This window comes from Vibrio sp. B1FLJ16 (genome assembly GCF_905175385.1).
GTDB lineage: Bacteria > Pseudomonadota > Gammaproteobacteria > Enterobacterales > Vibrionaceae > Vibrio.
The window spans coordinates 276,055-298,916 of record NZ_HG992749.1; the positions used below are offsets into that span (position 1 = coordinate 276,055).

Here is a 22,862-nt window from a genome sequence, read left to right on the forward strand (position 1 = left end):
ATGGGTCAAAAAGTACATCCAAATGGTATTCGTCTAGGCATCGTTAAGCCTTGGAATGCTACATGGTTTGCTAACACCAAAGATTTCGCTGACAACCTAGACGGCGACTTCAAGGTACGTCAGTTCCTTACAAGTGAACTGAAAAAAGCGTCTCTATCACGCATCGTTATCGAGCGTCCTGCTAAGAGCATCCGTGTGACTATTCACACTGCTCGTCCAGGCGTTGTTATCGGTAAGAAAGGTGAAGACGTTGAGAAGCTACGCGCAGCTGTAGCTAAAATTGCAGGTGTACCAGCGCAAATTAACATCGCTGAAGTACGTAAGCCTGAACTAGATGCACAACTTGTTGGTGATAGCATCGCGTCTCAGCTAGAGCGTCGTGTTATGTTCCGTCGTGCTATGAAGCGCGCGGTACAAAACGCAATGCGTCTAGGCGCTAAAGGTATCAAAGTGGAAGTAAGCGGTCGTCTAGGCGGCGCTGAAATCGCACGTTCTGAGTGGTACCGTGAAGGCCGTGTGCCTCTACACACTCTACGTGCTGACATTGATTACGCAACTTCTTCGGCTCACACTCAATACGGTGTGATCGGCATTAAAACTTGGATCTTCAAAGGTGAAATCCTAGGTGGTATGCCAGCAGCTAACGCTGTAGAGCCTAAAGGCGACAAGCCTAAGAAGCAGCGTAAAGGCCGTAAGTAAGGAGTCGACAGATGCTACAACCTAAACGTACTAAGTTCCGTAAGGTTCAGACTGGTCGTAACCGTGGTCTAGCTAAAGGTACTGATGTAAGCTTCGGCGAATTCGGTCTTAAAGCTGTTGGCCGTGGTCGTCTAACTGCTCGTCAAATCGAAGCGGCACGTCGTGCAATGACACGTCACGTTAAGCGTCAAGGTAAAATCTGGATCCGCGTGTTCCCAGACAAACCAATCACAGAAAAACCACTTGAAGTTCGTCAAGGTAAGGGTAAAGGTAACGTTGAGTACTGGGTAGCCCAAATCCAACCTGGTAAGGTTATGTACGAAATGGGTGGTGTACCTGAAGAATTGGCACGTGAAGCGTTCCGTCTAGCGGCACGTAAACTGCCTTTCAAAACTACATTTGTAACTAAGCAGGTGATGTGATGAAAGCACAAGATCTACGCGAGAAAAGCGTTGAAGAGCTTAACGCTGAGCTTATGAATTTGCTACGTGAACAGTTCAACTTGCGCATGCAAGCTGCAACTGGTCAGCTACAGCAAACTCATACTCTGAAAGCTGTACGCCGTGATATCGCACGTGTGAAAACTGTTTTGACTGAGAAGGCAGGCGCATAATGAGCGAAGTAAAACGTACTCAACAAGGTCGTGTTGTTAGCGATAAGATGGACAAGTCTATCACTGTTGCTATCGAGCGTTTCGTAAAACACCCTATCTACGGTAAATACGTTAAGCGTACGACTAAAGTACACGCACATGACGAGAACAACGAGTGTGGCCTAGGCGACACAGTTGAAATCGCTGAGTGTCGTCCACTGTCTAAGACTAAGTCTTGGACTTTGGTAAAAGTTCTAGAAAAGGCGAAGATTTAATCTCGTTAATTCTATGAAACTAAAGCGGCTCCAAAATAATTTTTGGAGCCGTTTATTTTTTGACTACCCAATCACAAAAAAGGGTGGTACAATTCGCGTCCCTTTTAAAGAGGCAGCCCGACCCGTGATGGGTCTAGTTATTAATATTTAGCGGAGCACTAACATGATCCAAATGCAAAGTATGCTGGACGCAGCTGATAACTCAGGCGCACGCAGCGTAATGTGTATTAAGGTTCTGGGTGGCTCTCACCGCCGTTATGCACATATCGGTGACGTCATCAAAGTTACTGTGAAGGAAGCAATTCCTCGCGGTAAAGTAAAAAAAGGTGATGTTCTGAAGGCGGTGGTAGTGCGCACCCGTAAAGGCGTACGTCGTCCTGACGGTTCTGTCATTCGCTTCGACCGAAATGCTTGCGTATTGTTGAACGACAATACAGAGCAACCAATCGGTACACGTATCTTTGGTCCTGTGACACGCGAACTTCGTGGCGATAAGTTCATGAAGATCGTTTCACTGGCTCCAGAAGTTCTGTAAGGAGCACGTAGAAATGGCAGCTAAAATCCGTCGTAACGACGAAGTAATCGTTCTTGCTGGTAAAGACAAAGGCAAGAAAGGTAAAGTAACTAAGGTTCTAGCAACCGGTAAAGTTATCGTTGAAGGTATCAACCTTGTTAAGAAGCACCAAAAGCCGGTTCCGGCTCTAGGTCAACAAGGTGGCATCGTTGAACAAGAAGCAGCAATTGATGCTTCTAACGTTGCAATCTTTAACGCAGCTACTGGTAAAGCTGACCGTATCGGTTTCCGTTTTGAAGATGGTAAGAAAGTTCGTTTCTTTAAGTCTAACGGCGAAACCGTTTCTAACTAATTAGAAGTAATTTGGAGTTCTACTATGGCGAAACTGCATGATTACTACAAGTCGTCTGTAGTCGCTGAACTGACCAAACAGTTCAGCTACACAAGCGTCATGCAAGTCCCTAGAATCGAGAAAATCACCCTAAACATGGGTGTTGGTGAAGCAATCAACGATAAGAAACTGCTAGAAAATGCAGCGTCTGATATGGCAACGATCTCTGGTCAAAAGCCACTTATCACAAAAGCGCGCAAATCTGTTGCAGGTTTCAAAATCCGTGAAGGCTACCCTATCGGTTGTAAAGTAACCTTGCGTGGCGAACGTATGTGGGATTTTCTTGAGCGTTTAATTAACATCGCTCTACCACGTGTACGTGACTTCCGTGGCGTTAGCGCTAAGTCTTTTGACGGACGCGGTAACTACAGCATGGGCGTTCGCGAGCAAATCATCTTCCCGGAAATCGACTTTGATAAAGTTGATCGAGTACGCGGTCTAGACATCACTATTACGACGTCTGCTGGTACTGATGAGGAAGGCCGTGCTCTGCTGGCTGCCTTTAACTTCCCATTCCGTAAGTAAGGTGAAGGGTTACTGTTATGGCTAAAAATTCAATGAAAGCACGTGAAGCAAAACGTGCGAAGCTAGTAGCTAAGTTCGCTGAAAAGCGTGCAGCGCTAAAAGCTATCATCAGCGATGTAAACGCATCTGAAGAAGATCGTTGGAACGCAGTTCTTACACTGCAATCTCTTCCACGTGATTCAAGTGCATCACGTCAGCGCAACCGTTGCAACCAAACTGGTCGTCCACACGGTTACCTACGTAAGTTCGGTCTAAGCCGTATTAAGGTTCGTGAAGCTTGCATGAAAGGCGAGATTCCGGGTCTTCGTAAGGCTAGCTGGTAATTGCCACTTAATCATTTGGAGTAAATCATATGAGCATGCAAGATCCGATTTCGGATATGCTGACCCGCGTTCGTAACGGTCAGGCAGCAAACAAAGTTGCTGTAAAAATGCCTTCTTCAAAGCTTAAAGTTGCAATTGCTGCACTACTAAAAGCTGAAGGTTACATCGTTGACTTCGCTGTTGAAGGCGAAGCAAAACCTGAGCTAGAAGTTACACTTAAGTACTTCCAAGCAAAACCAGTAATCGAGCAACTTAAACGTGTTTCTCGTCCAGGTCTACGTGTTTACAAGAAGAAAGATGAACTTCCTTCTGTAATGGGTGGTCTTGGTATTGCTATCGTTTCTACTTCCAAGGGTCTTATGTCAGACCGCGCTGCACGTAAAGCAGGTCTTGGTGGTGAAATCATCTGCTACGTAGCTTAATAAGGAGTAGACTATGTCTCGTGTTGCAAAAGCACCTGTCGCTATTCCAGCTGGCGTAGAGGTGAAACTAAACGGCCAAGAAATCACTGTAAAAGGTGCTAAAGGCGAACTAACTCGCGTTCTTAACGATGCAGTTGTGATCGCTCAGGAAGAAAACAACCTAACTTTCGGTCCTAAAGAAGGTTTTGCTAACGCATGGGCACAAGCAGGTACTGCTCGTGCACTAGTTAACAACATGGTTGTTGGTGTTACTGAAGGCTTTACTAAGAAGCTAACTCTTAAAGGTGTTGGTTACCGTGCTGCTATTAAAGGCAACGCTGTAGGTCTAACACTAGGCTTCTCACACCCAGTTGAGCACGAGTTGCCAGCGGGTATTAAAGCTGAATGTCCAAGCCAAACTGAAATCGTGATCACTGGTTGTGACAAACAACTAGTTGGTCAAGTTGCGGCTGACATTCGTTCTTACCGTCAACCTGAGCCTTACAAAGGTAAAGGTGTTCGTTACGCAGATGAAAATGTGCGTACTAAAGAAGCTAAGAAGAAGTAAGGTAACACTATGGATAAGAAAGCATCTCGCATCCGTCGTGCTACACGCGCACGTCGTAAGATTGCAGAACTGGGTGCGACTCGCCTAGTTGTACACCGTACTCCTCGTCACGTGTACGCACAGGTTATCGCGGCTAATGGCTCTGAGGTTATCGCAGCAGCTTCTACTGTAGAAAAAGCGATCCGTGAGCAAGTGAAATACACTGGTAACGTTGATGCAGCTAAAGCAGTAGGTAAAGCTGTTGCTGAGCGCGCTCTTGAAAAAGGCGTAACTGCAGTTGCATTTGATCGTTCTGGTTTCCAATACCACGGTCGAGTAGCGGCGCTAGCAGAATCTGCTCGCGAAGCTGGTCTGAAATTCTAAGGTAGGGTTGGAAGATGGCTAAAGAACAACAAGTTCAAGCGAATGATTTGCAAGAAAAATTAATCGCAGTTAACCGTGTTTCTAAAACGGTTAAAGGTGGTCGAATCATGAGCTTCACTGCACTAACAGTAGTTGGTGACGGTAATGGTCGTGTAGGTTTCGGTTACGGCAAAGCTCGTGAAGTACCTGCAGCGATCCAAAAAGCAATGGAAAAAGCGCGTCGTAACATGACTACGATCGCTCTAAACGAAGGCACTCTTCACCACCCAGTGAAAGGTCGCCATTCGGGCTCTAAAGTTTACATGCAGCCTGCTGCTGAAGGTACTGGTGTTATCGCAGGTGGTGCGATGCGTGCAGTACTAGAAGTTGCTGGTGTACACAACGTACTATCTAAAGCATACGGTTCTACGAACCCTATCAACATCGTTCGTGCAACGATCGATGCACTAGGTAGCATGAAGTCACCAGAAATGGTTGCTGCTAAACGTGGTCTAACTGTTGAATCTATTTCGGAGTAAGAACACCATGGCAACTATTAAAGTAACTCAAACTAAAAGCTCAATTGGTCGTCTGCCTAAGCACAAAGCTACTTTGCGCGGTCTAGGTCTTCGTAAAATCAACCACACAGTAGAACTTGAAGATACTCCGTGCGTGCGCGGCATGATCAACAAGGTTTACTACATGGTTAAAGTTGAGGAGTAATCAGAATGCGTTTGAATACTCTAGCACCGGCTGCTGGCTCTAAGCACGCTCCTAAGCGTCTAGGTCGCGGTATCGGTTCTGGCCTAGGTAAAACTGGTGGCCGTGGTCACAAAGGTCAAAAATCACGTTCTGGCGGTAAAGTTCGTCCAGGTTTCGAAGGCGGTCAGATGCCTCTGAAACAACGTCTACCAAAATTCGGTTTCACTTCTCGTAAGAGCCTAGTGTCTGCTGAAGTTCGTCTAGCTGAGCTAGCGAAAGTTTCTGGTGACGTGGTTGATCTAAACAGCCTTAAAGCTGCTAACGTCATCACTAAGAACATCGAATTCGTAAAAGTTGTTCTTTCTGGTGAAATCAACAAAGCAGTGACTGTTAAAGGTCTACGTGTGACTAAAGGCGCTAAAGCTGCAATCGAAGCTGCAGGCGGTAAAATCGAGGAATAATCTCGAGGAACGAGGTACAGATGGCTAAGAAACCAGGACAAGATTTTCGTAGTGCTCAGAGCGGCTTAAGTGAGCTGAAGTCGCGCTTATTATTCGTAATTGGTGCACTTTTAGTATTCCGAGCAGGCTCTTTTGTGCCGATCCCTGGTATTGACGCTGCTGTACTTGCCGATTTGTTCGACCAGCAAAAAGGTACCATCGTTGAAATGTTTAACATGTTCTCCGGTGGTGCTCTTGAGCGTGCATCTATATTAGCATTGGGCATCATGCCGTATATTTCGGCATCTATTGTTGTCCAATTGCTAACTGTAGTTCATCCAGCGTTAGCTGAACTCAAAAAAGAGGGTGAAGCAGGCCGTCGTAAGATTAGCCAATACACACGCTACGGCACGCTTGTACTTGCAACATTCCAGGCTATAGGTATAGCAACAGGCTTACCGAACATGGTCGACAATCTGGTTGTTATCAACCAAACCATGTTCACGCTTATTGCTACCGTAAGTTTAGTAACCGGCACCATGTTCTTAATGTGGTTAGGTGAACAAATTACAGAGCGTGGAATTGGTAACGGTATTTCGTTACTGATTTTTGCAGGTATTGTTGCTGGATTGCCTTCTGCAATCGGTCAAACAATCGAGCAAGCGCGTCAAGGTGAATTGCATGTACTTCTTCTGTTGCTAATCGCGGTATTAGCTTTTGCAGTAATTTACTTCGTTGTTTTCATGGAACGTGGTCAACGCCGAATCGTTGTTAACTACGCGAAACGTCAACAAGGTCGTAAAGTATTTGCTGCGCAAAGCTCGCATCTGCCACTTAAAATTAATATGGCAGGTGTTATTCCAGCGATTTTTGCATCAAGCATTATCCTGTTCCCAGGAACACTGGCTCAGTGGTTTGGTCAGAACGGTGAGAGCAGCACGTTCGGTTGGTTAACTGACGTGTCTTTGGCTCTTAGCCCAGGTCAACCTCTGTATGTAATGCTTTATGCAGCAGCAATTATCTTCTTCTGTTTCTTTTACACGGCGTTGGTTTTCAACCCGCGTGAAACAGCAGATAACTTGAAGAAGTCTGGTGCATTCGTACCCGGTATCCGCCCAGGTGAGCAGACAGCGAAATACATTGATAAAGTAATGACACGTTTAACCCTTGCTGGTGCACTGTACATTACCTTTATCTGTCTGATTCCCGAGTTCATGATGGTCGCGTGGAACGTACGTTTCTACTTCGGCGGTACATCACTACTTATCGTAGTTGTTGTAATTATGGACTTTATGGCACAGGTACAGACTCATCTGATGTCCCAACAGTATGATTCTGTGTTGAAGAAAGCGAATCTGAAAGGATACGGCCGTTAATCCGGCGGTATACTCAGTTTCATTTACGGAGTTTAGCAATGAAAGTTCGTGCTTCCGTTAAAAAAATCTGCCGTAACTGTAAAGTAATCAAGCGTAACGGTGTCGTTCGCGTGATTTGCAGTGAGCCAAAGCACAAACAGCGCCAAGGCTAATTAGCAGAAATTTTTACTTGAAAACGAAGGTTAGGTCGAGTATATTCCTCGGCCTACCTTTTGCGTGCAAAAGAAGTAGTATTCCGCAGCGTATCCATAACGGGCTTTGCTGCGGCTAATTCTTTTATAGAAACACTTAGGAGTGAATAATGGCCCGTATAGCAGGCATTAACATTCCTGATCAAAAACATGCTGTAATCGCTTTAACAGCGATCTACGGTATCGGTAAAACTCGCTCTCAAGCTATCCTAGCTGAAGTGGGTATTGCTGAAGATGTTAAGATCAGTGAACTAACTGAAGAGCAGATCGATCAACTGCGTGATGGTGTAGCTAAGTACACTGTAGAAGGTGATCTACGTCGTGAAGTATCTATGAACATCAAGCGTCTTATGGACCTTGGCTGTTACCGTGGTCTTCGTCATCGTCGCAGTCTACCACTACGTGGACAGCGTACTAAAACCAACGCTCGCACCCGTAAGGGTCCGCGTAAGCCGATCAAGAAATAATCGGGAAGGTAGAGTACAATGGCTAAACAACCAACTCGCGCTCGTAAGCGCGTACGCAAGCAAGTTGCAGATGGCGTTGCGCACATCCATGCTTCTTTCAATAACACAATCGTAACCATTACTGACCGTCAAGGTAATGCTCTAGCATGGGCTACTGCAGGTGGTTCTGGTTTCCGTGGTTCTCGTAAGTCTACTCCGTTCGCTGCACAGGTTGCTGCTGAGCGTTGTGCTGAAATGGCTAAAGAATACGGTCTAAAGAACTTGGAAGTTATGGTTAAGGGTCCTGGTCCAGGTCGTGAATCTACTGTTCGCGCACTGAATGCAGCTGGTTTCCGCATCACAAACATCGTTGATGCTACACCAATCCCTCATAACGGTTGTCGTCCACCTAAGAAACGTCGCGTATAACGTTTCTAGGACTATTGGAGAAGAATCATGGCAAGATATTTGGGTCCTAAGCTGAAGCTTAGCCGTCGTGAAGGCACTGACTTATTCCTTAAGTCTGGTGTTCGCGCGATCGATACCAAGTGTAAAATCGATAACGCACCAGGTGTACACGGCGCTCGTCGCGGTCGTCTATCTGAGTATGGCGTTCAGCTTCGTGAGAAGCAAAAAGTTCGTCGTATGTACGGCGTTCTAGAAAAACAATTCCGTAACTACTACAAAGAAGCTGCTCGCCTTAAAGGCAACACTGGTGAAAACCTGCTTCAGCTTCTTGAAGGTCGTCTTGATAACGTAGTTTACCGCATGGGCTTTGGCGCAACTCGCGCAGAAGCACGTCAGCTAGTTAGCCACAAAGCTATCCTAGTTAACGGTAAAGTTGTAAACGTTCCTTCTTTCAAAGTAGCGGCTAATGACGTTGTATCTATCCGCGAGAAAGCTAAACAGCAAGCTCGTATCAAAGCAGCTCTAGAAGTTGCTGAACAACGTGAAAAACCAACTTGGATTGAAGTAGATGGTGGCAAGATGGAAGGTACATTCAAGCGTATGCCTGAGCGTTCTGATCTGTCAGCTGACATCAACGAACAATTGATCGTCGAGCTTTACTCTAAGTAAGGTTTAAACTAAAGAGAGGACACAATGCAGGGTTCTGTAACAGAATTTCTTAAGCCACGTCTAGTTGACATTGAACAAATCAGCTCGACTCACGCAAAAGTAACTCTTGAGCCATTAGAGCGTGGCTTTGGTCATACTCTGGGTAATGCACTTCGCCGCATTCTTCTATCTTCTATGCCTGGTTGTGCAGTCACAGAAGTAGAAATTGAAGGCGTACTTCATGAGTACAGCACTAAAGAAGGCGTACAAGAAGATATTCTTGAAATCCTTCTAAACCTTAAAGGTTTGGCAGTGCGCGTAGCTGAAGGCAAAGATGAAGTGTTCATTACTTTGAACAAATCAGGCTCGGGCCCTGTGGTTGCAGGTGACATCACCCATGATGGTGATGTAGAGATCGCTAACCCTGAACACGTTATTTGTCATCTAACAGATGACAACGCTGAAATCGCAATGCGTATTAAAGTAGAACGTGGTCGTGGTTACATTCCAGCTTCTGCTCGTATCCATACTGAAGAAGATGAGCGTCCAATCGGTCGCCTACTAGTAGATGCTACTTACAGCCCAGTAGACAAAATTGCCTACGCTGTAGAAGCAGCTCGTGTAGAACAGCGTACTGACCTAGACAAGCTTGTTATCGACATGGAAACGAACGGTACTCTAGAACCTGAGGAAGCAATCCGTCGTGCAGCTACTATCCTAGCTGAACAATTGGATGCATTCGTAGATCTTCGTGATGTACGTGTTCCTGAGGAGAAGGAAGAGAAGCCAGAATTCGATCCGATCCTACTGCGTCCTGTAGACGATCTTGAACTAACAGTTCGCTCTGCTAACTGTCTGAAAGCAGAAGCGATTCACTACATCGGTGATCTAGTACAACGTACTGAGGTTGAGCTACTTAAAACGCCTAACCTTGGTAAAAAATCTCTTACTGAGATTAAAGACGTACTTGCGTCACGTGGTCTGTCTCTGGGCATGCGCCTAGAAAACTGGCCACCTGCATCAATCGCTGAAGATTAATCGATACTAGTTAGAAGGATTAGGTCATGCGCCATCGTAAGAGTGGTCGTCAACTCAACCGCAACAGCTCACATCGCAAAGCGATGTTCAGCAATATGGCTAGCTCTCTAGTACGTCATGAAGTTATCAAGACTACTTTGCCAAAAGCAAAAGAGCTACGTCGTGTAGTTGAGCCTTTGATTACACTAGCTAAGACTGACAGTGTTGCTAACCGTCGTCTAGCATTTGCACGTACTCGTGACAACGAAGTAGTTGCAAAACTATTTAACGAACTAGGTCCACGTTTTGCTGCTCGTCAGGGCGGTTACACTCGTATCCTAAAAGCTGGCTTCCGTGCTGGTGATAAAGCTCCAATGGCTTACATTGAGCTTGTAGATCGCCCAGCTGCTGAAGAAGCTGCTGAGTAATCAGTTCGTAAGAACGAAAAAGCCGAGCGTTAGCTCGGCTTTTTTGTATCTGTCGTTCGTATCCTGCTTGAAAACTGAAGAGCAATACGAGCACTACGAATAGATAAAAAAAGCGGCGCTGGTGCGCCGCTTTGTCATTCTTAAGAGAAGTAGCAAACTTCAATTATAGGATGTCTAGTAGTTCAACTTCGAATACTAGTGCTGCGGATGGAGGGATTGCAGCGCCTGCGCCACGCTCACCGTACGCAAGGTCTTGTGGGATGTATAGTTTCCACTTAGAGCCAACAGGCATCAGTTGTAGAGCTTCAACCCAGCCTTTGATTACGCCAGTTACTGGGAACTCAGCAGGTTGACCACGCGATACAGAGCTGTCAAATACAGTACCGTCTGTTAGCTCACCATGGTAGTGAACACGTACTTGCTTGTCTGAAGTTGGGATTTCACCAGTACCTTCAGTGATAACTTCGTACTGTAGACCAGATTCAAGAACCTTAACTTCTGGACGTAGTGCGTTGTCTTTTAGGAAGGCTTCACCGTCTGCAGCTGCAGCTTTAGCTGCTTCTTGGCGTACAGCTTCTGCGCGAGTGTGCAGTTCTTGCAGTGCTTTGTTGATCTCGTCGATTTCAATTGCTGGCATATCACCAGTCAGTGCAGTAGCAATACCTGCAGCGATAGCATCAACGCTAAGACCTTCTAGACCAGAACCAGCAAGTTGCTGACCCATTTGTAGACCAATACCGTAGCTTGCTTTTTGTTCTGCAGTTTCAAATTTAATTTCAGACATGACTGTCGCTCTTATTAGGAGTGATAAAGGTAACAGGATATCAGTTTCGGGCTTAGGTTTAAATGATTGGCTCCGATTGTGTTGTATGAGCACGTAAGGTGTGACTTATCTCTTACTCCAAGTGAAATTTCTGCTAATTTGTACCAAATTCCATTTTACTTGGATGAAAACATATACTCTCCGCGCTGGTATTTTTATACTGGCAGTAGAAGTGTTAAGGGGCTTAGAACAATGAATCGTCGCAGAAAGAAAAAGCAGCAAGTCGACTACGTCGAACTGATCAAACAAAAATTCGCTGCTATCGACTGGAAGCAGCCGTTCAACAAAGACAAACAGTCAGAAAACGCGCAGCCTGTTCCTAAGTTTTGGCAGCGTTTGCCTAAATTCCATCAACGGGCATTGATGGTGCTGGTACCACTTTTTCTTTTACTTCTTATAGTACCGCTGCCAAAGAAAACGGAAGAGTCAGCTGAACAGAATCAGCCAGCAGATCAACAGAGAGTTTCTATTGAGCTTAATGCCCAAAGTCTGAGCCAGCAAAGAACATCGCAAAACTCAGGGCCTAAGTCTGAAAACTGGAAAGAGTATCAGGTAAAGAATGGTGATACGCTGGCACAGGTATTTCGTAGTAACCAGTTATCAATGGCGGATCTCAGCTCGTTAGTTAAAATTGAGGGCAGTGATAAGCCGCTTAGTCATATCAAGCAGGGCCAGCTGATTCGCTTTAAATTCTCAGACGAAGGTGATCTAGATATGTTACAGCTTGAGAAAGGTGATCATTCTGTCATGTTCTTCCGTTTGTCCGATGGAAGCTTTGGCCGCAACAAGTAACTTTTCTCACAGTTATCCTTCTAAGCATAAGTTGATAAAAAGACGCGTGTCCTCGCGTCTTTTTAATTTTAAACTCAGGTGCCGTTAAGCTGTGGCTCTACGCATGTCCACGTGCGGAATGCCATCTTCAAGATAACTATCTGAAATGACGTTAAACCCGTGGCTCGCATAAAACTGGATAAGGTGTTCTTGTGCTCCAATGTCTATGGTTTGCTCTGGCCATAGTGATTCACACTGAGCTAAGGCCTGCTGAAGCAATTTGTGCCCTAAGCCACCGCCACGTGCACTCTGTTTGGTGACGACCCGCCCAATACTAACGTTGTCATAGGTCGTTCCCGTAGGTAACAGACGAGCACAAGCGACTAACTCATCACCATCATAACCGAGAAGGTGATAAACGCCTTCAAGTGTGTCTTTACCATCAAGTTCCGGATAAGGGCAGTTTTGTTCAACAACAAAAACATCGACACGTAAACGCATCAGTTCGTAGAGCTGAAGTGTTGTCAGTTGGGTAAAAGGTAAAGTTATCCAGGTGAGCATTTCCGTAATCCGTTATTCAAGCTAGGCTACAGACTTTACTCGGTTTTCTGCTAATACTCATTAACAATGGTTAATTTTAACTGGTCTTCCTGATAAAACTGGCGATAATGTGCCCTCTTTTTCATCCTACCTGAGGATACATCCCTGTGAGCAAACAAACTTTTGACCACGTCGGGCTAAGCCCTGCGTTACTAGAGACGCTTGATTCATTGAATTACACCCATATGACGCCGATTCAGGCGTTGAGCTTACCGGCGATTCTGAACCAGCGTGATGTGATTGGTCAGGGCAAAACAGGTTCGGGTAAAACCGCTGCATTTGGCCTCGGGGTTTTGTCGAATCTAAATGTGAAGCGCTTTCGCGTACAGTCATTGGTGTTATGCCCGACACGTGAGCTTGCTGATCAGGTAGCGAAGGAGATCCGCACACTCGGTCGTGGTATCCATAATATTAAAGTTCTGACCCTTTGTGGCGGTATGCCTATGGGGCCGCAGATCGGTTCACTCGAACATGGAGCACATATCCTGGTTGGTACTCCGGGACGTATTCTCGATCACCTTGAAAAAGGCCGGATTAATCTTGAAGAGTTGAACACACTGGTCTTGGATGAAGCGGATCGTATGCTCGAGATGGGTTTTCAGGATGCCCTGGATGCCGTCATTGAGGCTGCACCTAAAAAGCGTCAGACTTTGCTTTTCAGTGCTACATTCCCTGAGAAAATCGAGCAGATTGCTCAGCGTATCATGCAGTCGCCTGAGCTGATAAAAGTCGAGTCGACTCACGATACTTCAAGCATTGCTCAGCATTTTTACCAGGTTGAAGGCTCCGAAGCTCGTGATGAGGCGCTGGCAAACCTGCTTCTTACCTATCAGCCTGAGTCGGCGGTAGTGTTCTGTAATACCAAGAAAGAAGTGCAAAATGTGGCTGATGAGCTGCATCATAAAGGTTTTAGCGTCATTGATATTCATGGAGACTTAGAGCAGCGAGAACGTGATCAGGCTTTGGTTCAGTTTGCTAACAAGAGTGTTTCAATTCTGGTTGCTACTGACGTTGCTGCGCGCGGATTAGACGTTGATAACCTTGATGCGGTCTTTAACTTCGAGTTGTCACGCGATCCTGAAGTACATGTACACCGTATAGGCCGTACGGGTCGAGCAGGAAGCAAAGGTTTAGCGTTCAGTTTCTATGGTGAGAAGGACGGCCTGCGGGTAGCACGTATCGAAGAGTATTTGGATATGGACGTGGTTCCAGCAACTTTGCCAACCAAATCAAACCAGCAGCCTTATCAAGCGAAGATGGTTACTATCAATATCGATGGCGGGAAGAAGCAAAAAGTCCGTGCAGGAGACATTCTTGGCTGTCTGACGGGTAAAAATGGCATCCCAGGCTCACAAGTGGGTAAGATCCACTTGTTCCCTGTGCGCTCTTACGTAGCGGTAGATAAGTCCGTAGCTAAGAAAGCCCTGCAAACCATCAGTACCGGTAAGATGAAAGGGCGTCAGTTCCGTGCCCGGATTCTTAAGTAACTTCTGTGTTTTTTACAAAAAGGCTCTTCAGTTGAAGAGCCTTTGTTTTTCTTAATCTTTCTCTTTACCCAAACGCGATTTGATTCTGCTCAGACTGATTGGTGTAATTCCAAGGTAAGCCGCGATTTGACTGTCAGTAATACGCTGTTCCAGATCTGGATAGTGAGCACAGAACAACTGGTAACGTTCTTCCGGCGAGTAGAGCAGCATGAAGCGTTCTTTGTGCTCTTTATTCATCAGCTGAGTTTCTAACAGTTTCAGGTAAATGGAATGTTTACTGGCCCGCCAGTGGTGCAGTGTTTCTATTGGCAGGCAAAACAAGCGGCAAGCCGTGAGTGTTTCCAGTAAATATGCTGAAGGCTGGTCCTTGATAACGCTTTCGAAGCCTATCACCCAGTCTTGTTCCCAATAGAACTCTTTACTGAACTCTTTTCCTTGTTCTGTCAGGTAGCTGGCGTGGCATAACCCTTCGAGAATGAAGTAGATATGTGAGTTAAACTCTCCCTGATGACAGAGAATGTGTCTGGTCGGAAGCTCGAGTTCTTGCCCGTGTTCGCTAAGTTGTAAGGCTTCTGATTCAGAAAAGCCACTTTGAGTTAAGTTGTACAATACGTCTTCTGACATTAGCTCTGAAAATGTTTAACTGTAGTAGAGGACATTCTACCGCTTCTTTCTTCTGTACAAAAATCCAGGTAATAAAAAAGCGGCTACCAGAGCCGCTTTATCTCAATAGAACTGCGCTTACTTATTCAGGTTAATTTGATAGACAGCAAAGCCGATGTCATCGGTCGCCACACGTTTCATCGGATACTGTGCCTTTTCTTTGATGAACTGTGCCGCTTTATCACCTGGCGAGGTTTCAAAGCGAATATCCAGTGGTTTATCCGACTTTATCGGTGCGAAAGACCAGTTGTTGTCGGCACTTGGTGTGACTTCGCCTTTCTCTTCACTGACGCGAGAAATGTACGCCGCAACCACAGAGCGGTTTTCATCTGGTGAATCAAACGCGACGAAATCTGGCCCGGTACCAGGGAAGGTGTTGCTGTATGCCCGGTAGTTGTTGGTCGCAATAATAAAGTCTTGTTTAGGATCAACTGACTTTCCGTTGAAAGTCAGATTCACAATACGCTGGGAGTCTGGGTTAATGACTTTACAGTTTGCGTCATACTTTGGTGCTTGCGTGACATCGATCTGGTAATTTACACCATCAATTACATCAAAGTTGTAGGTGCGGAAGTTATCCCAGTCAATCAGAGACTGCGGTTGGGTGTTGTTGACATCGATTTGATTAAACTGACCAGCACTGCACTCGAGCCATTCTTTAACCTCTTTGCCTTTCACTTTCATAGCTACCAGCGTATTCGGGTACAAATACAGATCAGCCGCGTTGCGGAAAGTTAATTGGCCTGATTCTACTTCAGTGAAGTTATTTGGGTCGTTCTTACGGCCACCGGCTTTAAATGGTGCTGCAGCACTCAATACCGGAATGTCAGCTAAATCAGGGTCGCCCTGAATGAAGCGTTCCACATAATCTTTTTGCGCTAAGTTAACGATTTGAATCGTCGGGTCATCCTGAACCAGAGTAAGGAAGCTGTACATCACGTCATTCGCTTTACCAATAGGCTGGTTGACGAAATCACGAGTGCCTTTATGGTCTTCTTCTAAGGCTTTGATGATACCCTGATCAGCTTCTGCTAAAGATTTTTTACCCGCTTTATCGAAAATAGGGCGTGCTTCCGATTGCCCTCCAACGACTTGCCATTTACCGTTCTGCTGTTTGATGACCAGATCCATTACCCCGACGTGGCTGCCCCAGCGTCCCGGCATCACCGCAGTTACCCCATTAATACTGCCTTTGTCATTATCCACGCCTTGCAGGTTCTCAAATCCTTTGCCTGGGAAAACCGCGTGAGCGTGACCAAAAGCGATTGCGTCAATGCCGTCGACTTGAGTTAGGTAATAAGTCGAGTTTTCAGCACCGAGTTTATAAGGGTCGGTTGAAATGCCTGAGTGGGGAATCGCTACAATTACGTCGGCACCTTCTGCTTTCATCTGAGGTACAAGCTTCTCGGCGGTTTTCTTGATGTCTTTGGCGAAAACATTGCCTTCCAGGTTCTTTTTATCCCATACCATGATTTGTGGTGGTACAAAGCCGATGTAGCCGACTTTGATTTGATGGCTTTGACCTTCAGTATCTTTAAACGTGTGCGTTTTGATCAGATAAGGCTTGAAGTAGTGATCACCAGTCGCTTTATCGAATACGTTAGCGCTGATGTAAGGGAAGTTAGCTCCGGTCAGGGTGGTTTTCAGGAAATCCAGACCATAGTTGAACTCATGGTTGCCGATATTACCCACATCATAATTGAGCTGATTCATCGCTTTATATACGGGGTGTAGTTCTCCAGCGTTGATGCCTTTTGCTGCCATGTAATCGCCCATCGGACTGCCCTGAATGAGATCACCGTTATCAACTAAGACACTGTTTTCTGCTTCGGACTGAGCTTGTTTGACCAATGTGGCCGCGCGGCTTAAGCCGATTTGCTGGGAGGGCTGGTCCTTGTAGTAGTCGTAGTCCATTACATTGGTATGAATGTCAGTCGTCTCAATAATGCGTAACTTTATCGTGTCAGCCATCGCTGAGCTGGCGAGTGTGAGCATTCCGGTTAATACTGCGACGGAAATAGGGTTAACGGCCAGTTTCATGAGGTTCTCCAATTTGACTGGGATCGATTTAACAAACCTTAGTGCAACTATGTGGTTAAAGCGCAAAAAGTTGTGAGTAAAAGCATTTTACTGAACCATTTTCATATTAAACGCCGACTCTTTCACGATTTTGAATGAGACCAAAGAAAAACTTCTTAGCAGATTTTTGAATAAAAAATGAAATTTTAGAATTTCAGGTAATATAAACGCGCCGCCATAATGCACGAATACCGATATCTATGGATGACGAGCAAACACATGGCAGTGACCGATTCAGTTACCTCTTTTCCCTTAAAAAAACCGCGCTTGGTTTCTGATAACCAAGTATCCGGGACTACACGTTTTGCAAAGCGTTCACTGCAGCCCGGCGAAGTCGCGCTCGTTGGTGCCGGCCCTGGCGATCCTGAGCTTCTTACCGTGAAAGCACTGAACTGCTTACAGCAGGCGGATGTTATTTTGTATGACTACCTGGTCTCGGAAGAGATTATGGCATTAGTACCAAGCGATACGATCTTGGTTTGTGTCGGCAAGCGTGCAGGGCACCACAGCGTACCGCAAGAAAAAACCAATCAGCTATTGGTGGATTTTGCCAAGCAAGGCTACCGGGTGGTGAGAATCAAGGGCGGTGATCCTTTTGTCTTTGGTCGTGGTGGAGAAGAACTTGAAGTTCTGGCAGATGCCGGAATCCGTTTTCAGGTAGTTCCCGGTATTACCGCTGCAGCAGGAGCGACGGCTTATGCCGGCATTCCTCTGACGCATCGTGATTATGCTCAATCGGCCATTTTTGTTACCGGACACCTGAAAGAAGAAAGTGACGAGATGGATTGGTCTACCCTGGCCCGTGGCAATCAGACCTTAGTGATCTACATGGGATTAATGAAATCACACTATATTCAGAATCAGCTTATTCAACATGGACGATCTGAATCCACACCGATTGCCATTATTGAACGTGGTACGCAAATACAACAAAAAGTATTTATCGGAAAGTTGTCGCAACTATCTGATTTGTCGAAGGAAGCTCAATCTCCTTCTTTGATCGTAGTTGGAGAAGTTGTTCGGTTATCTCAAAAATTAGACTGGTTCTTATCTAGTACTGAATTCAACAAAAGTGCTATTGCCAACTCCATATAATTTCAAATTAAAGATTAGAGATATAAAGCGCCTTCAAGCTTAAAAGGAAATACAAAACATGGATCAACAACGTTTAACTCATCTTAAACAACTCGAAGCGGAGAGTATTCATATCATCCGTGAAGTTGCGGCCGAGTTTGATAACCCAGTCATGATGTATTCGATTGGTAAAGACTCATCAGTCATGCTGCATCTGGCACGCAAAGCTTTTTACCCGGGTAAGATCCCATTCCCGCTGCTACATGTAGATACGGATTGGAAATTCCGCGAGATGATTGAGTTCCGTGACCGTACTGCAGAAAAATACGGTTTTGAGCTTTTAGTGCACAAGAACCCGGAAGGTATTGCGATGGGTTGTAGCCCGTTCGTTCATGGTTCGTCAAAGCACACTGATATCATGAAGACCCAGGGACTGAAACAAGCTCTGAATAAATACGGTTTTGATGCGGCTTTTGGCGGCGCGCGTCGTGATGAAGAAAAATCACGTGCGAAAGAGCGTGTGTATTCATTCCGCGATAAAAACCATACCTGGGATCCGAAAAACCAGCGTCCTGAACTGTGGAAAACATACAACGGCCAGGTCAATAAAGGTGAGAGCATTCGAGTGTTCCCATTATCAAACTGGACTGAGCTTGACATCTGGCAGTACATCTACTTGGAAAACATCGAGATTGTGCCACTTTACCTTGCTGATAAACGACCTGTCGTTGAACGTGATGGCATGCTGATCATGGTGGATGATGACCGTATGGAAATTCAGCCTCATGAAGTCGTTGAAGAGAAGAGCGTACGTTTTCGTACCCTAGGTTGCTACCCGTTAACCGGTGCGATCGAATCAGAAGCCAATACGTTGACGGGCATTATCGAAGAGATGCTGGTGGCAACATCGAGTGAGCGTCAGGGCAGGGCGATCGACCACGATCAATCAGGATCGATGGAACTGAAAAAACGTCAAGGTTACTTCTAAAGGATCTAAGGAAAGATAATGAACAGTGCAGTTGAAGCTCAATTAGCCGAGCTTGGTATCGAAGGCTATTTAACACAACATCAGTACAAATCTCTGCTCAGATTCCTGACTTGTGGTTCTGTGGACGATGGTAAGAGTACGCTTATTGGTCGCTTACTCCATGACTCAAAACAAATTTATGAAGATCAGCTGGCGGCAGTACATTCAGACAGTCAGCGTGTAGGTACAACTGGTGAGAAACCAGATTTGGCTCTACTCGTTGATGGTTTGCAGGCAGAGCGCGAACAGGGCATCACCATCGATGTGGCTTACCGTTACTTCTCTACACAGAAGCGTAAGTTCATCATTGCTGATACTCCGGGGCACGAGCAGTACACACGTAATATGGCGACGGGTGCTTCGACGTGTGATCTGGCTGTGATCCTGGTGGATGCACGTAAAGGTATTCTTGATCAGACTCGTCGTCACTCATTCATTTCAAACCTTTTAGGGTTGAAGCATTTTGTTGTCGCAATCAACAAAATGGATCTGGTGGATTATTCGCAAGAGCGTTTTGAAGAGATCCGCGAGGCCTACATTGAGTTCGCAGAAAACCTGACCGGTGACATCAATATCCAGATCATTCCGATTTCAGCGCTTGAAGGTGATAACGTTGTCGACAAGGGACAAAACCTGAGCTGGTTTGAGGGCCCGTCACTGCTTGAGCTGCTTGAAAATGTTGATGTTGACCAGGAGAAAGGCAGCGGTGAGTTCCGTTTCCCTGTGCAGTATGTAAACCGTCCTAATCTCGATTTCCGCGGATTTGCAGGCACGATTTCATCAGGCTCTGTAAAGGTAGGAGATGCGATTAAAGCACTTCCATCAGGTAAGACTTCAACTGTGGCGAGAATCGTTACTTTTGACGGTGACATTGAAGAGGCACAGGCAGGACTTGCTGTCACTCTGACACTGCAAGACGAAATCGATATCAGTCGTGGTGATTTAATCGTTCTCGACAACGCTCAGGTAGAAACTACCAACCATCTTCTGGCAGATGTAGTGTGGATGACGGAGCAGCCACTGCAACCGGGTCGTGATTACGATATCAAGATTGCGGGCAAGAAAACAGTTGGTCACGTTGAGGCAATTCGTCATCAGTATGACATTAACAACCTGTCTACACACAGTGCGGCCGAGTTGCCACTGAATGGTATCGGCTTGTGTGAGTGGTCGCTGAACGAATCTGTTGCGCTGGATAATTACCAGGACTGCGCTGATACCGGTGGCTTTATCATTATTGACCGTCTGACTAACGTTACCGTTGGTGCGGGTATGGTGAAAGAAAGTCTTACGGCTGTCGAACGCGGTGTGGCTGACATCTCAGCATTTGAATTAGAGCTGAACGCGCTGGTTCGTAAGCACTTCCCGCACTGGGAAGCAAAAGACCTAAGCCAATTACTTAAGAAGTAACTGGCTTGCCTGACTGAGTGATAAAGATGCAGTCAGGCAGTTTTCCCCTGAAACCAGAATGTCTCGGTGAACGCTGAGCATTCTGGCGTTCTTTTTCGCTTGCATTACTCTGTATTAGTTACTGTTTTGTCGCGCTGCACAATATTGTTGTGTCGCGGCTTGTTTGGCCCTGAATGGGTTCTTTGGTAAGGAAAGGCTATGTGGGAACAAGGATTTGTATTAGCGATTCTGCTTGGCATTATTACTTGTTTGCTTGTCACCAAAATTAAGCCAGGCACCATATTTGCCAGCGCTGCCTTCATTGCATTTATGGCAGGAATGATTGATCTAACGACTATTGCTGCCAACTTTACCAACTCTTCACTACTAACTCTTGTATTGCTGATTCTTGCTTCATGTGCGCTGGAAAAAACGCTGCTTATCAGTTGGGTAAGCCGAAGTATTTCAAAAGGTCATCTCGGTAGTGTTGTCGCTAAGTTAGGTTTGTCTACAGCATTACTCTCTTCATTTACCAATAACACTGCTGTGGTGGTTTCTCTGATAGGAGCGATCAAGCGTAATCAGCAACATGCACCATCAAAGCTATTGATCCCACTCTCCTATGCGGCGATTTTTGGTGGCACATTGACGCTGATTGGCACCTCAACTAACTTAATTATTAACAGTTTTGTTGAAGATGCAGGCTTGCCGAGCCTTAACTTTTTTACCCCGACACTGATAGGTTTAGCTGTGCTGGTGGGCGGATTGCTGATTCTGATCCCACTGAGCTATTTGCTTCCGGAGTATGATGATCAGGGCCAGGAAGATTTACCTTATTTTCTCGAATCTCGTGTAGAGCCGGGGTCGCCGTTGGTTGGACGTACGGTCAGCGAGAATAACTTACGCGCACTACGCAAACTGTTCCTGGCAGAAGTGGTTCGCGATGGAGTAACAGTCTCGTCGGTGGGGCCTGATTTTGTCTTGAAAGCCAAAGACCGCTTACTGTTTTGTGGTGATGTAGAAAGTGTGGCAACCCTGCAAGAGATTCCGGGATTGACTCTGTTTGGCCATCAGCATCTGAACGGCCAGAGCTTTATTGAAGTTGTGGTCAGCTCCTCTGCTACTTTTTGCCACAAAACACTTAAAGAGAGCCGTTTCCGTGACCGTTTTGACGCAGTCGTCGTCGCGATTCGCCGTGGGCATGAGCGGTTAGAAGGAGGACTCGGGAGCATTACTCTGGCGCCTGGTGATACCTTAGTTCTGGTTCCGGGAAAGCGATTCGAGTCTGAGCGCCGCGCGCACCGTAAAGAGTTTGTTTTAGTGCACGATCTGGACTCCAGCGCCCGACTAGATGCGCACAAATCTTCTATAGTATTACTTGGCTTTTCCGCCGTGATTGGCTGTGCGTTGCTGGAACTTGTCCCGATCATTAAGGGGTTAGCGGTATACATTATTGCGCTTATTGCATTTGGTATTGTACAGGTTTCTGAGCTGCGCCGCCGTTTCCCGATTGATATAGTGGTGATTGTAGGATCGGCATTATCCATCGCTCAGCTGATGATCTCTTCCGGTTTGTCGATCAGAATGGGGGAGATGTTTATCCAAGCTTTTAACGGCTGGGGCGTATTTGGTGCACTGGTGGCAACTTATATCATGACGCTGGTGTTAACAGAACTAGTGACCAATAACGCCGCCGCTGCACTCGCATTTCCTATCGGCTATAGTATGGCGGTAGGGTACGGCGTCGACCCTATGCCATTTATTATGGCGGTACTGTTTGGCGCAAGTGCAAGTTTTATTTCTCCCTACGGGTACCAAACCAATTTGTTGGTATACAGTGTAGGTAATTACAAACTGACCGATTATGTACGTATAGGTGTACCGATTTCTATTGTGTATTCCGTTTTGGTACTGACACTGATCCCGGTCTTCTTCCCGTTTTAATACCGATTTTTACAAGGATACGTTATGACTGCCGATACTCAGGTAAAAGATGAAAATATTGTTTGGCATCAGCATTCGGTCGATAAACAGTTTCGCGCTGATTTAAAAAAACAAAAGCCAGCCGTATTGTGGTTCACAGGGTTATCTGGTGCGGGTAAGTCAACGGTAGCCGGTGCATTAGAAAATCGTCTTGCTGAACTGGGTTACCACACTTACCTACTTGATGGTGATAATGTCCGCCATGGTTTGTGCAGTGACTTAGGCTTCTCTGAGCAGGATCGTCGTGAAAATATCCGCCGTATCGGAGAGCTGGCTAAACTGATGGCAGATGCTGGCCTGATTGTGCTTTCTGCGTTTATCTCCCCTCATCGTGCTGAGCGTCAACTGGTTCGCGATTTATTACCAGAAGGCGAATTTATTGAAGTGTTCGTGAATGCTTCTCTGGAAGTTTGCGAAGGTCGCGACCCTAAAGGTTTGTACCGCAAAGCTCGTGCGGGCGAAATCCCTAATTTCACCGGTATTGACTCCGAATATCAGGCACCTGAAACCCCGGAAATTGATTTGCCTGCAGGCGAGAAAAGCGTCGATGAACTGGTAGAACTGTGTATCAAAGATCTGAAACAGCGTGGCGTGATCAGCTGACATACTTTTTAGATCACAGGTGGTCTAAAGCTCATTGAGCAGGTTAAAGAGCTTTTGGATCATAGGTGACCTAAAGC

Annotated in this window: 32 protein-coding genes; 28 read left to right on the forward strand and 4 right to left on the reverse strand. The window is 46.0% G+C overall.

Features of this window, described 5'->3' with window-relative positions; translation table 11 throughout:
• The 21 genes from rpsC to rplQ all read left to right on the forward strand — a co-directional run bounded on the left by rpsC (window position 1) and on the right by rplQ (window position 10,286).
• A complete protein-coding gene (gene rpsC, locus KHN79_RS01305) occupies window positions 1-699 on the forward strand; it encodes a 30S ribosomal protein S3 (RefSeq protein ID WP_005383161.1) in 699 nt (232 codons plus the stop codon).
• A gap of 11 nt (window positions 700-710) precedes the next feature.
• Window positions 711-1,121, forward strand: coding sequence for a 50S ribosomal protein L16 (rplP, locus tag KHN79_RS01310; RefSeq protein WP_005379577.1), 411 nt, complete (start codon window positions 711-713; stop codon window positions 1,119-1,121).
• On the forward strand, window positions 1,121-1,312 hold the full coding sequence (gene rpmC, locus KHN79_RS01315; RefSeq protein WP_005379576.1) for a 50S ribosomal protein L29: 192 nt from the start codon (window positions 1,121-1,123) through the stop codon (window positions 1,310-1,312). The genes rplP and rpmC overlap by 1 nt, the downstream gene beginning before the upstream one ends.
• Complete coding sequence (rpsQ, locus tag KHN79_RS01320) at window positions 1,312-1,566, forward strand: 30S ribosomal protein S17 (protein ID WP_005379575.1); 255 nt, start codon at window positions 1,312-1,314, stop codon at window positions 1,564-1,566. Before rpmC ends, rpsQ begins: the two co-directional genes overlap by 1 nt.
• 163 nt (window positions 1,567-1,729) lie before the next feature.
• Window positions 1,730-2,101 carry a 50S ribosomal protein L14 gene (gene rplN / locus KHN79_RS01325; RefSeq protein WP_004410450.1) on the forward strand — a complete coding sequence of 124 codons (372 nt, stop codon included), beginning with the start codon at window positions 1,730-1,732 and terminating at the stop codon, window positions 2,099-2,101.
• A gap of 13 nt (window positions 2,102-2,114) precedes the next feature.
• Entirely contained in the window at window positions 2,115-2,432 is a 318-nt protein-coding gene (gene rplX / locus KHN79_RS01330) for a 50S ribosomal protein L24 (protein ID WP_014230668.1), read from the forward strand.
• Window positions 2,433-2,456: 24 nt separating this feature from the next.
• On the forward strand, window positions 2,457-2,996 hold the full coding sequence (gene rplE / locus KHN79_RS01335) for a 50S ribosomal protein L5 (RefSeq protein WP_005455660.1): 540 nt from the start codon (window positions 2,457-2,459) through the stop codon (window positions 2,994-2,996).
• A gap of 17 nt (window positions 2,997-3,013) precedes the next feature.
• Entirely contained in the window at window positions 3,014-3,319 is a 306-nt protein-coding gene (gene rpsN / locus KHN79_RS01340; protein WP_004410442.1) for a 30S ribosomal protein S14, read from the forward strand.
• Window positions 3,320-3,348: 29 nt separating this feature from the next.
• Window positions 3,349-3,741 carry a 30S ribosomal protein S8 gene (gene rpsH / locus KHN79_RS01345; RefSeq protein WP_005455656.1) on the forward strand — a complete coding sequence of 131 codons (393 nt, stop codon included), beginning with the start codon at window positions 3,349-3,351 and terminating at the stop codon, window positions 3,739-3,741.
• A gap of 13 nt (window positions 3,742-3,754) precedes the next feature.
• Window positions 3,755-4,288: a 50S ribosomal protein L6 gene (gene rplF, locus KHN79_RS01350; protein WP_071651765.1), complete on the forward strand. Its 534-nt coding sequence runs from the start codon at window positions 3,755-3,757 to the stop codon at window positions 4,286-4,288.
• Window positions 4,289-4,297: 9 nt separating this feature from the next.
• The gene (rplR, locus tag KHN79_RS01355; protein ID WP_005435088.1) at window positions 4,298-4,651 is read left to right on the forward strand and encodes a 50S ribosomal protein L18; all 354 of its coding nucleotides are present in this window, start codon (window positions 4,298-4,300) and stop codon (window positions 4,649-4,651) included.
• Between the two features lie 14 nt (window positions 4,652-4,665).
• Window positions 4,666-5,169, forward strand: coding sequence for a 30S ribosomal protein S5 (rpsE, locus tag KHN79_RS01360; protein ID WP_004745894.1), 504 nt, complete (start codon window positions 4,666-4,668; stop codon window positions 5,167-5,169).
• 7 nt (window positions 5,170-5,176) lie between these two features.
• Window positions 5,177-5,353, forward strand: a complete 177-nt coding sequence (gene rpmD / locus KHN79_RS01365) for a 50S ribosomal protein L30 (RefSeq protein WP_000201159.1) — start codon at window positions 5,177-5,179, stop codon at window positions 5,351-5,353.
• A 5-nt stretch (window positions 5,354-5,358) separates the two neighbouring features.
• Window positions 5,359-5,793: a 50S ribosomal protein L15 gene (rplO, locus tag KHN79_RS01370; RefSeq protein WP_182009751.1), complete on the forward strand. Its 435-nt coding sequence runs from the start codon at window positions 5,359-5,361 to the stop codon at window positions 5,791-5,793.
• 20 nt (window positions 5,794-5,813) lie between these two features.
• Window positions 5,814-7,148, forward strand: a complete 1,335-nt coding sequence (gene secY, locus KHN79_RS01375) for a preprotein translocase subunit SecY (protein WP_182009750.1) — start codon at window positions 5,814-5,816, stop codon at window positions 7,146-7,148.
• A 38-nt stretch (window positions 7,149-7,186) separates the two neighbouring features.
• Window positions 7,187-7,300, forward strand: a complete 114-nt coding sequence (gene rpmJ / locus KHN79_RS01380) for a 50S ribosomal protein L36 (protein WP_000868186.1) — start codon at window positions 7,187-7,189, stop codon at window positions 7,298-7,300.
• A gap of 149 nt (window positions 7,301-7,449) precedes the next feature.
• A complete protein-coding gene (rpsM, locus tag KHN79_RS01385; RefSeq protein ID WP_005450559.1) occupies window positions 7,450-7,806 on the forward strand; it encodes a 30S ribosomal protein S13 in 357 nt (118 codons plus the stop codon).
• A gap of 18 nt (window positions 7,807-7,824) precedes the next feature.
• A complete protein-coding gene (gene rpsK / locus KHN79_RS01390; protein WP_001118870.1) occupies window positions 7,825-8,214 on the forward strand; it encodes a 30S ribosomal protein S11 in 390 nt (129 codons plus the stop codon).
• A gap of 27 nt (window positions 8,215-8,241) precedes the next feature.
• Window positions 8,242-8,862, forward strand: a complete 621-nt coding sequence (rpsD, locus tag KHN79_RS01395; RefSeq protein WP_005383146.1) for a 30S ribosomal protein S4 — start codon at window positions 8,242-8,244, stop codon at window positions 8,860-8,862.
• A 24-nt stretch (window positions 8,863-8,886) separates the two neighbouring features.
• Window positions 8,887-9,879 carry a DNA-directed RNA polymerase subunit alpha gene (gene rpoA / locus KHN79_RS01400; RefSeq protein WP_014230672.1) on the forward strand — a complete coding sequence of 331 codons (993 nt, stop codon included), beginning with the start codon at window positions 8,887-8,889 and terminating at the stop codon, window positions 9,877-9,879.
• A gap of 26 nt (window positions 9,880-9,905) precedes the next feature.
• Complete coding sequence (gene rplQ, locus KHN79_RS01405) at window positions 9,906-10,286, forward strand: 50S ribosomal protein L17 (protein WP_005383141.1); 381 nt, start codon at window positions 9,906-9,908, stop codon at window positions 10,284-10,286.
• Window positions 10,287-10,449: 163 nt separating this feature from the next.
• Here rplQ and KHN79_RS01410 read toward each other — a convergent pair whose 3' ends face one another.
• Window positions 10,450-11,070 carry an FKBP-type peptidyl-prolyl cis-trans isomerase gene (locus KHN79_RS01410; RefSeq protein ID WP_182009749.1) on the reverse strand — a complete coding sequence of 207 codons (621 nt, stop codon included), beginning with the start codon at window positions 11,068-11,070 and terminating at the stop codon, window positions 10,450-10,452.
• 231 nt (window positions 11,071-11,301) lie between these two features.
• Here KHN79_RS01410 and KHN79_RS01415 point away from each other — a divergent pair, with 231 nt between their 5' ends.
• Complete coding sequence (locus tag KHN79_RS01415; protein ID WP_182009748.1) at window positions 11,302-11,901, forward strand: LysM-like peptidoglycan-binding domain-containing protein; 600 nt, start codon at window positions 11,302-11,304, stop codon at window positions 11,899-11,901.
• Window positions 11,902-11,985: 84 nt separating this feature from the next.
• Here KHN79_RS01415 and KHN79_RS01420 read toward each other — a convergent pair whose 3' ends face one another.
• Complete coding sequence (locus KHN79_RS01420; protein ID WP_182009747.1) at window positions 11,986-12,441, reverse strand: GNAT family N-acetyltransferase; 456 nt, start codon at window positions 12,439-12,441, stop codon at window positions 11,986-11,988.
• Between the two features lie 146 nt (window positions 12,442-12,587).
• On the opposite strand from KHN79_RS01420, the gene dbpA reads away from it, so the two are divergent.
• Entirely contained in the window at window positions 12,588-13,967 is a 1,380-nt protein-coding gene (gene dbpA / locus KHN79_RS01425) for an ATP-dependent RNA helicase DbpA (protein WP_182009746.1), read from the forward strand.
• 51 nt (window positions 13,968-14,018) lie between these two features.
• Here dbpA and KHN79_RS01430 read toward each other — a convergent pair whose 3' ends face one another.
• Window positions 14,019-14,591, reverse strand: coding sequence for a Crp/Fnr family transcriptional regulator (locus KHN79_RS01430; protein ID WP_182009745.1), 573 nt, complete (start codon window positions 14,589-14,591; stop codon window positions 14,019-14,021).
• 117 nt (window positions 14,592-14,708) lie between these two features.
• Window positions 14,709-16,670, reverse strand: a complete 1,962-nt coding sequence (locus KHN79_RS01435; protein ID WP_182009744.1) for a bifunctional 2',3'-cyclic-nucleotide 2'-phosphodiesterase/3'-nucleotidase — start codon at window positions 16,668-16,670, stop codon at window positions 14,709-14,711.
• A 258-nt stretch (window positions 16,671-16,928) separates the two neighbouring features.
• On the opposite strand from KHN79_RS01435, the gene cobA reads away from it, so the two are divergent.
• The 5 genes from cobA to cysC all read left to right on the forward strand — a co-directional run bounded on the left by cobA (window position 16,929) and on the right by cysC (window position 22,785).
• Window positions 16,929-17,804, forward strand: a complete 876-nt coding sequence (cobA, locus tag KHN79_RS01440; protein WP_182009743.1) for a uroporphyrinogen-III C-methyltransferase — start codon at window positions 16,929-16,931, stop codon at window positions 17,802-17,804.
• Between the two features lie 58 nt (window positions 17,805-17,862).
• On the forward strand, window positions 17,863-18,771 hold the full coding sequence (gene cysD / locus KHN79_RS01445) for a sulfate adenylyltransferase subunit CysD (RefSeq protein ID WP_182009742.1): 909 nt from the start codon (window positions 17,863-17,865) through the stop codon (window positions 18,769-18,771).
• 18 nt (window positions 18,772-18,789) lie between these two features.
• Complete coding sequence (cysN, locus tag KHN79_RS01450) at window positions 18,790-20,220, forward strand: sulfate adenylyltransferase subunit CysN (RefSeq protein ID WP_182009741.1); 1,431 nt, start codon at window positions 18,790-18,792, stop codon at window positions 20,218-20,220.
• A 198-nt stretch (window positions 20,221-20,418) separates the two neighbouring features.
• Complete coding sequence (locus KHN79_RS01455) at window positions 20,419-22,143, forward strand: SLC13 family permease (protein WP_182009740.1); 1,725 nt, start codon at window positions 20,419-20,421, stop codon at window positions 22,141-22,143.
• 24 nt (window positions 22,144-22,167) lie between these two features.
• Entirely contained in the window at window positions 22,168-22,785 is a 618-nt protein-coding gene (cysC, locus tag KHN79_RS01460; protein ID WP_182009739.1) for an adenylyl-sulfate kinase, read from the forward strand.
• Window positions 22,786-22,862: the final 77 nt, after the last annotated feature.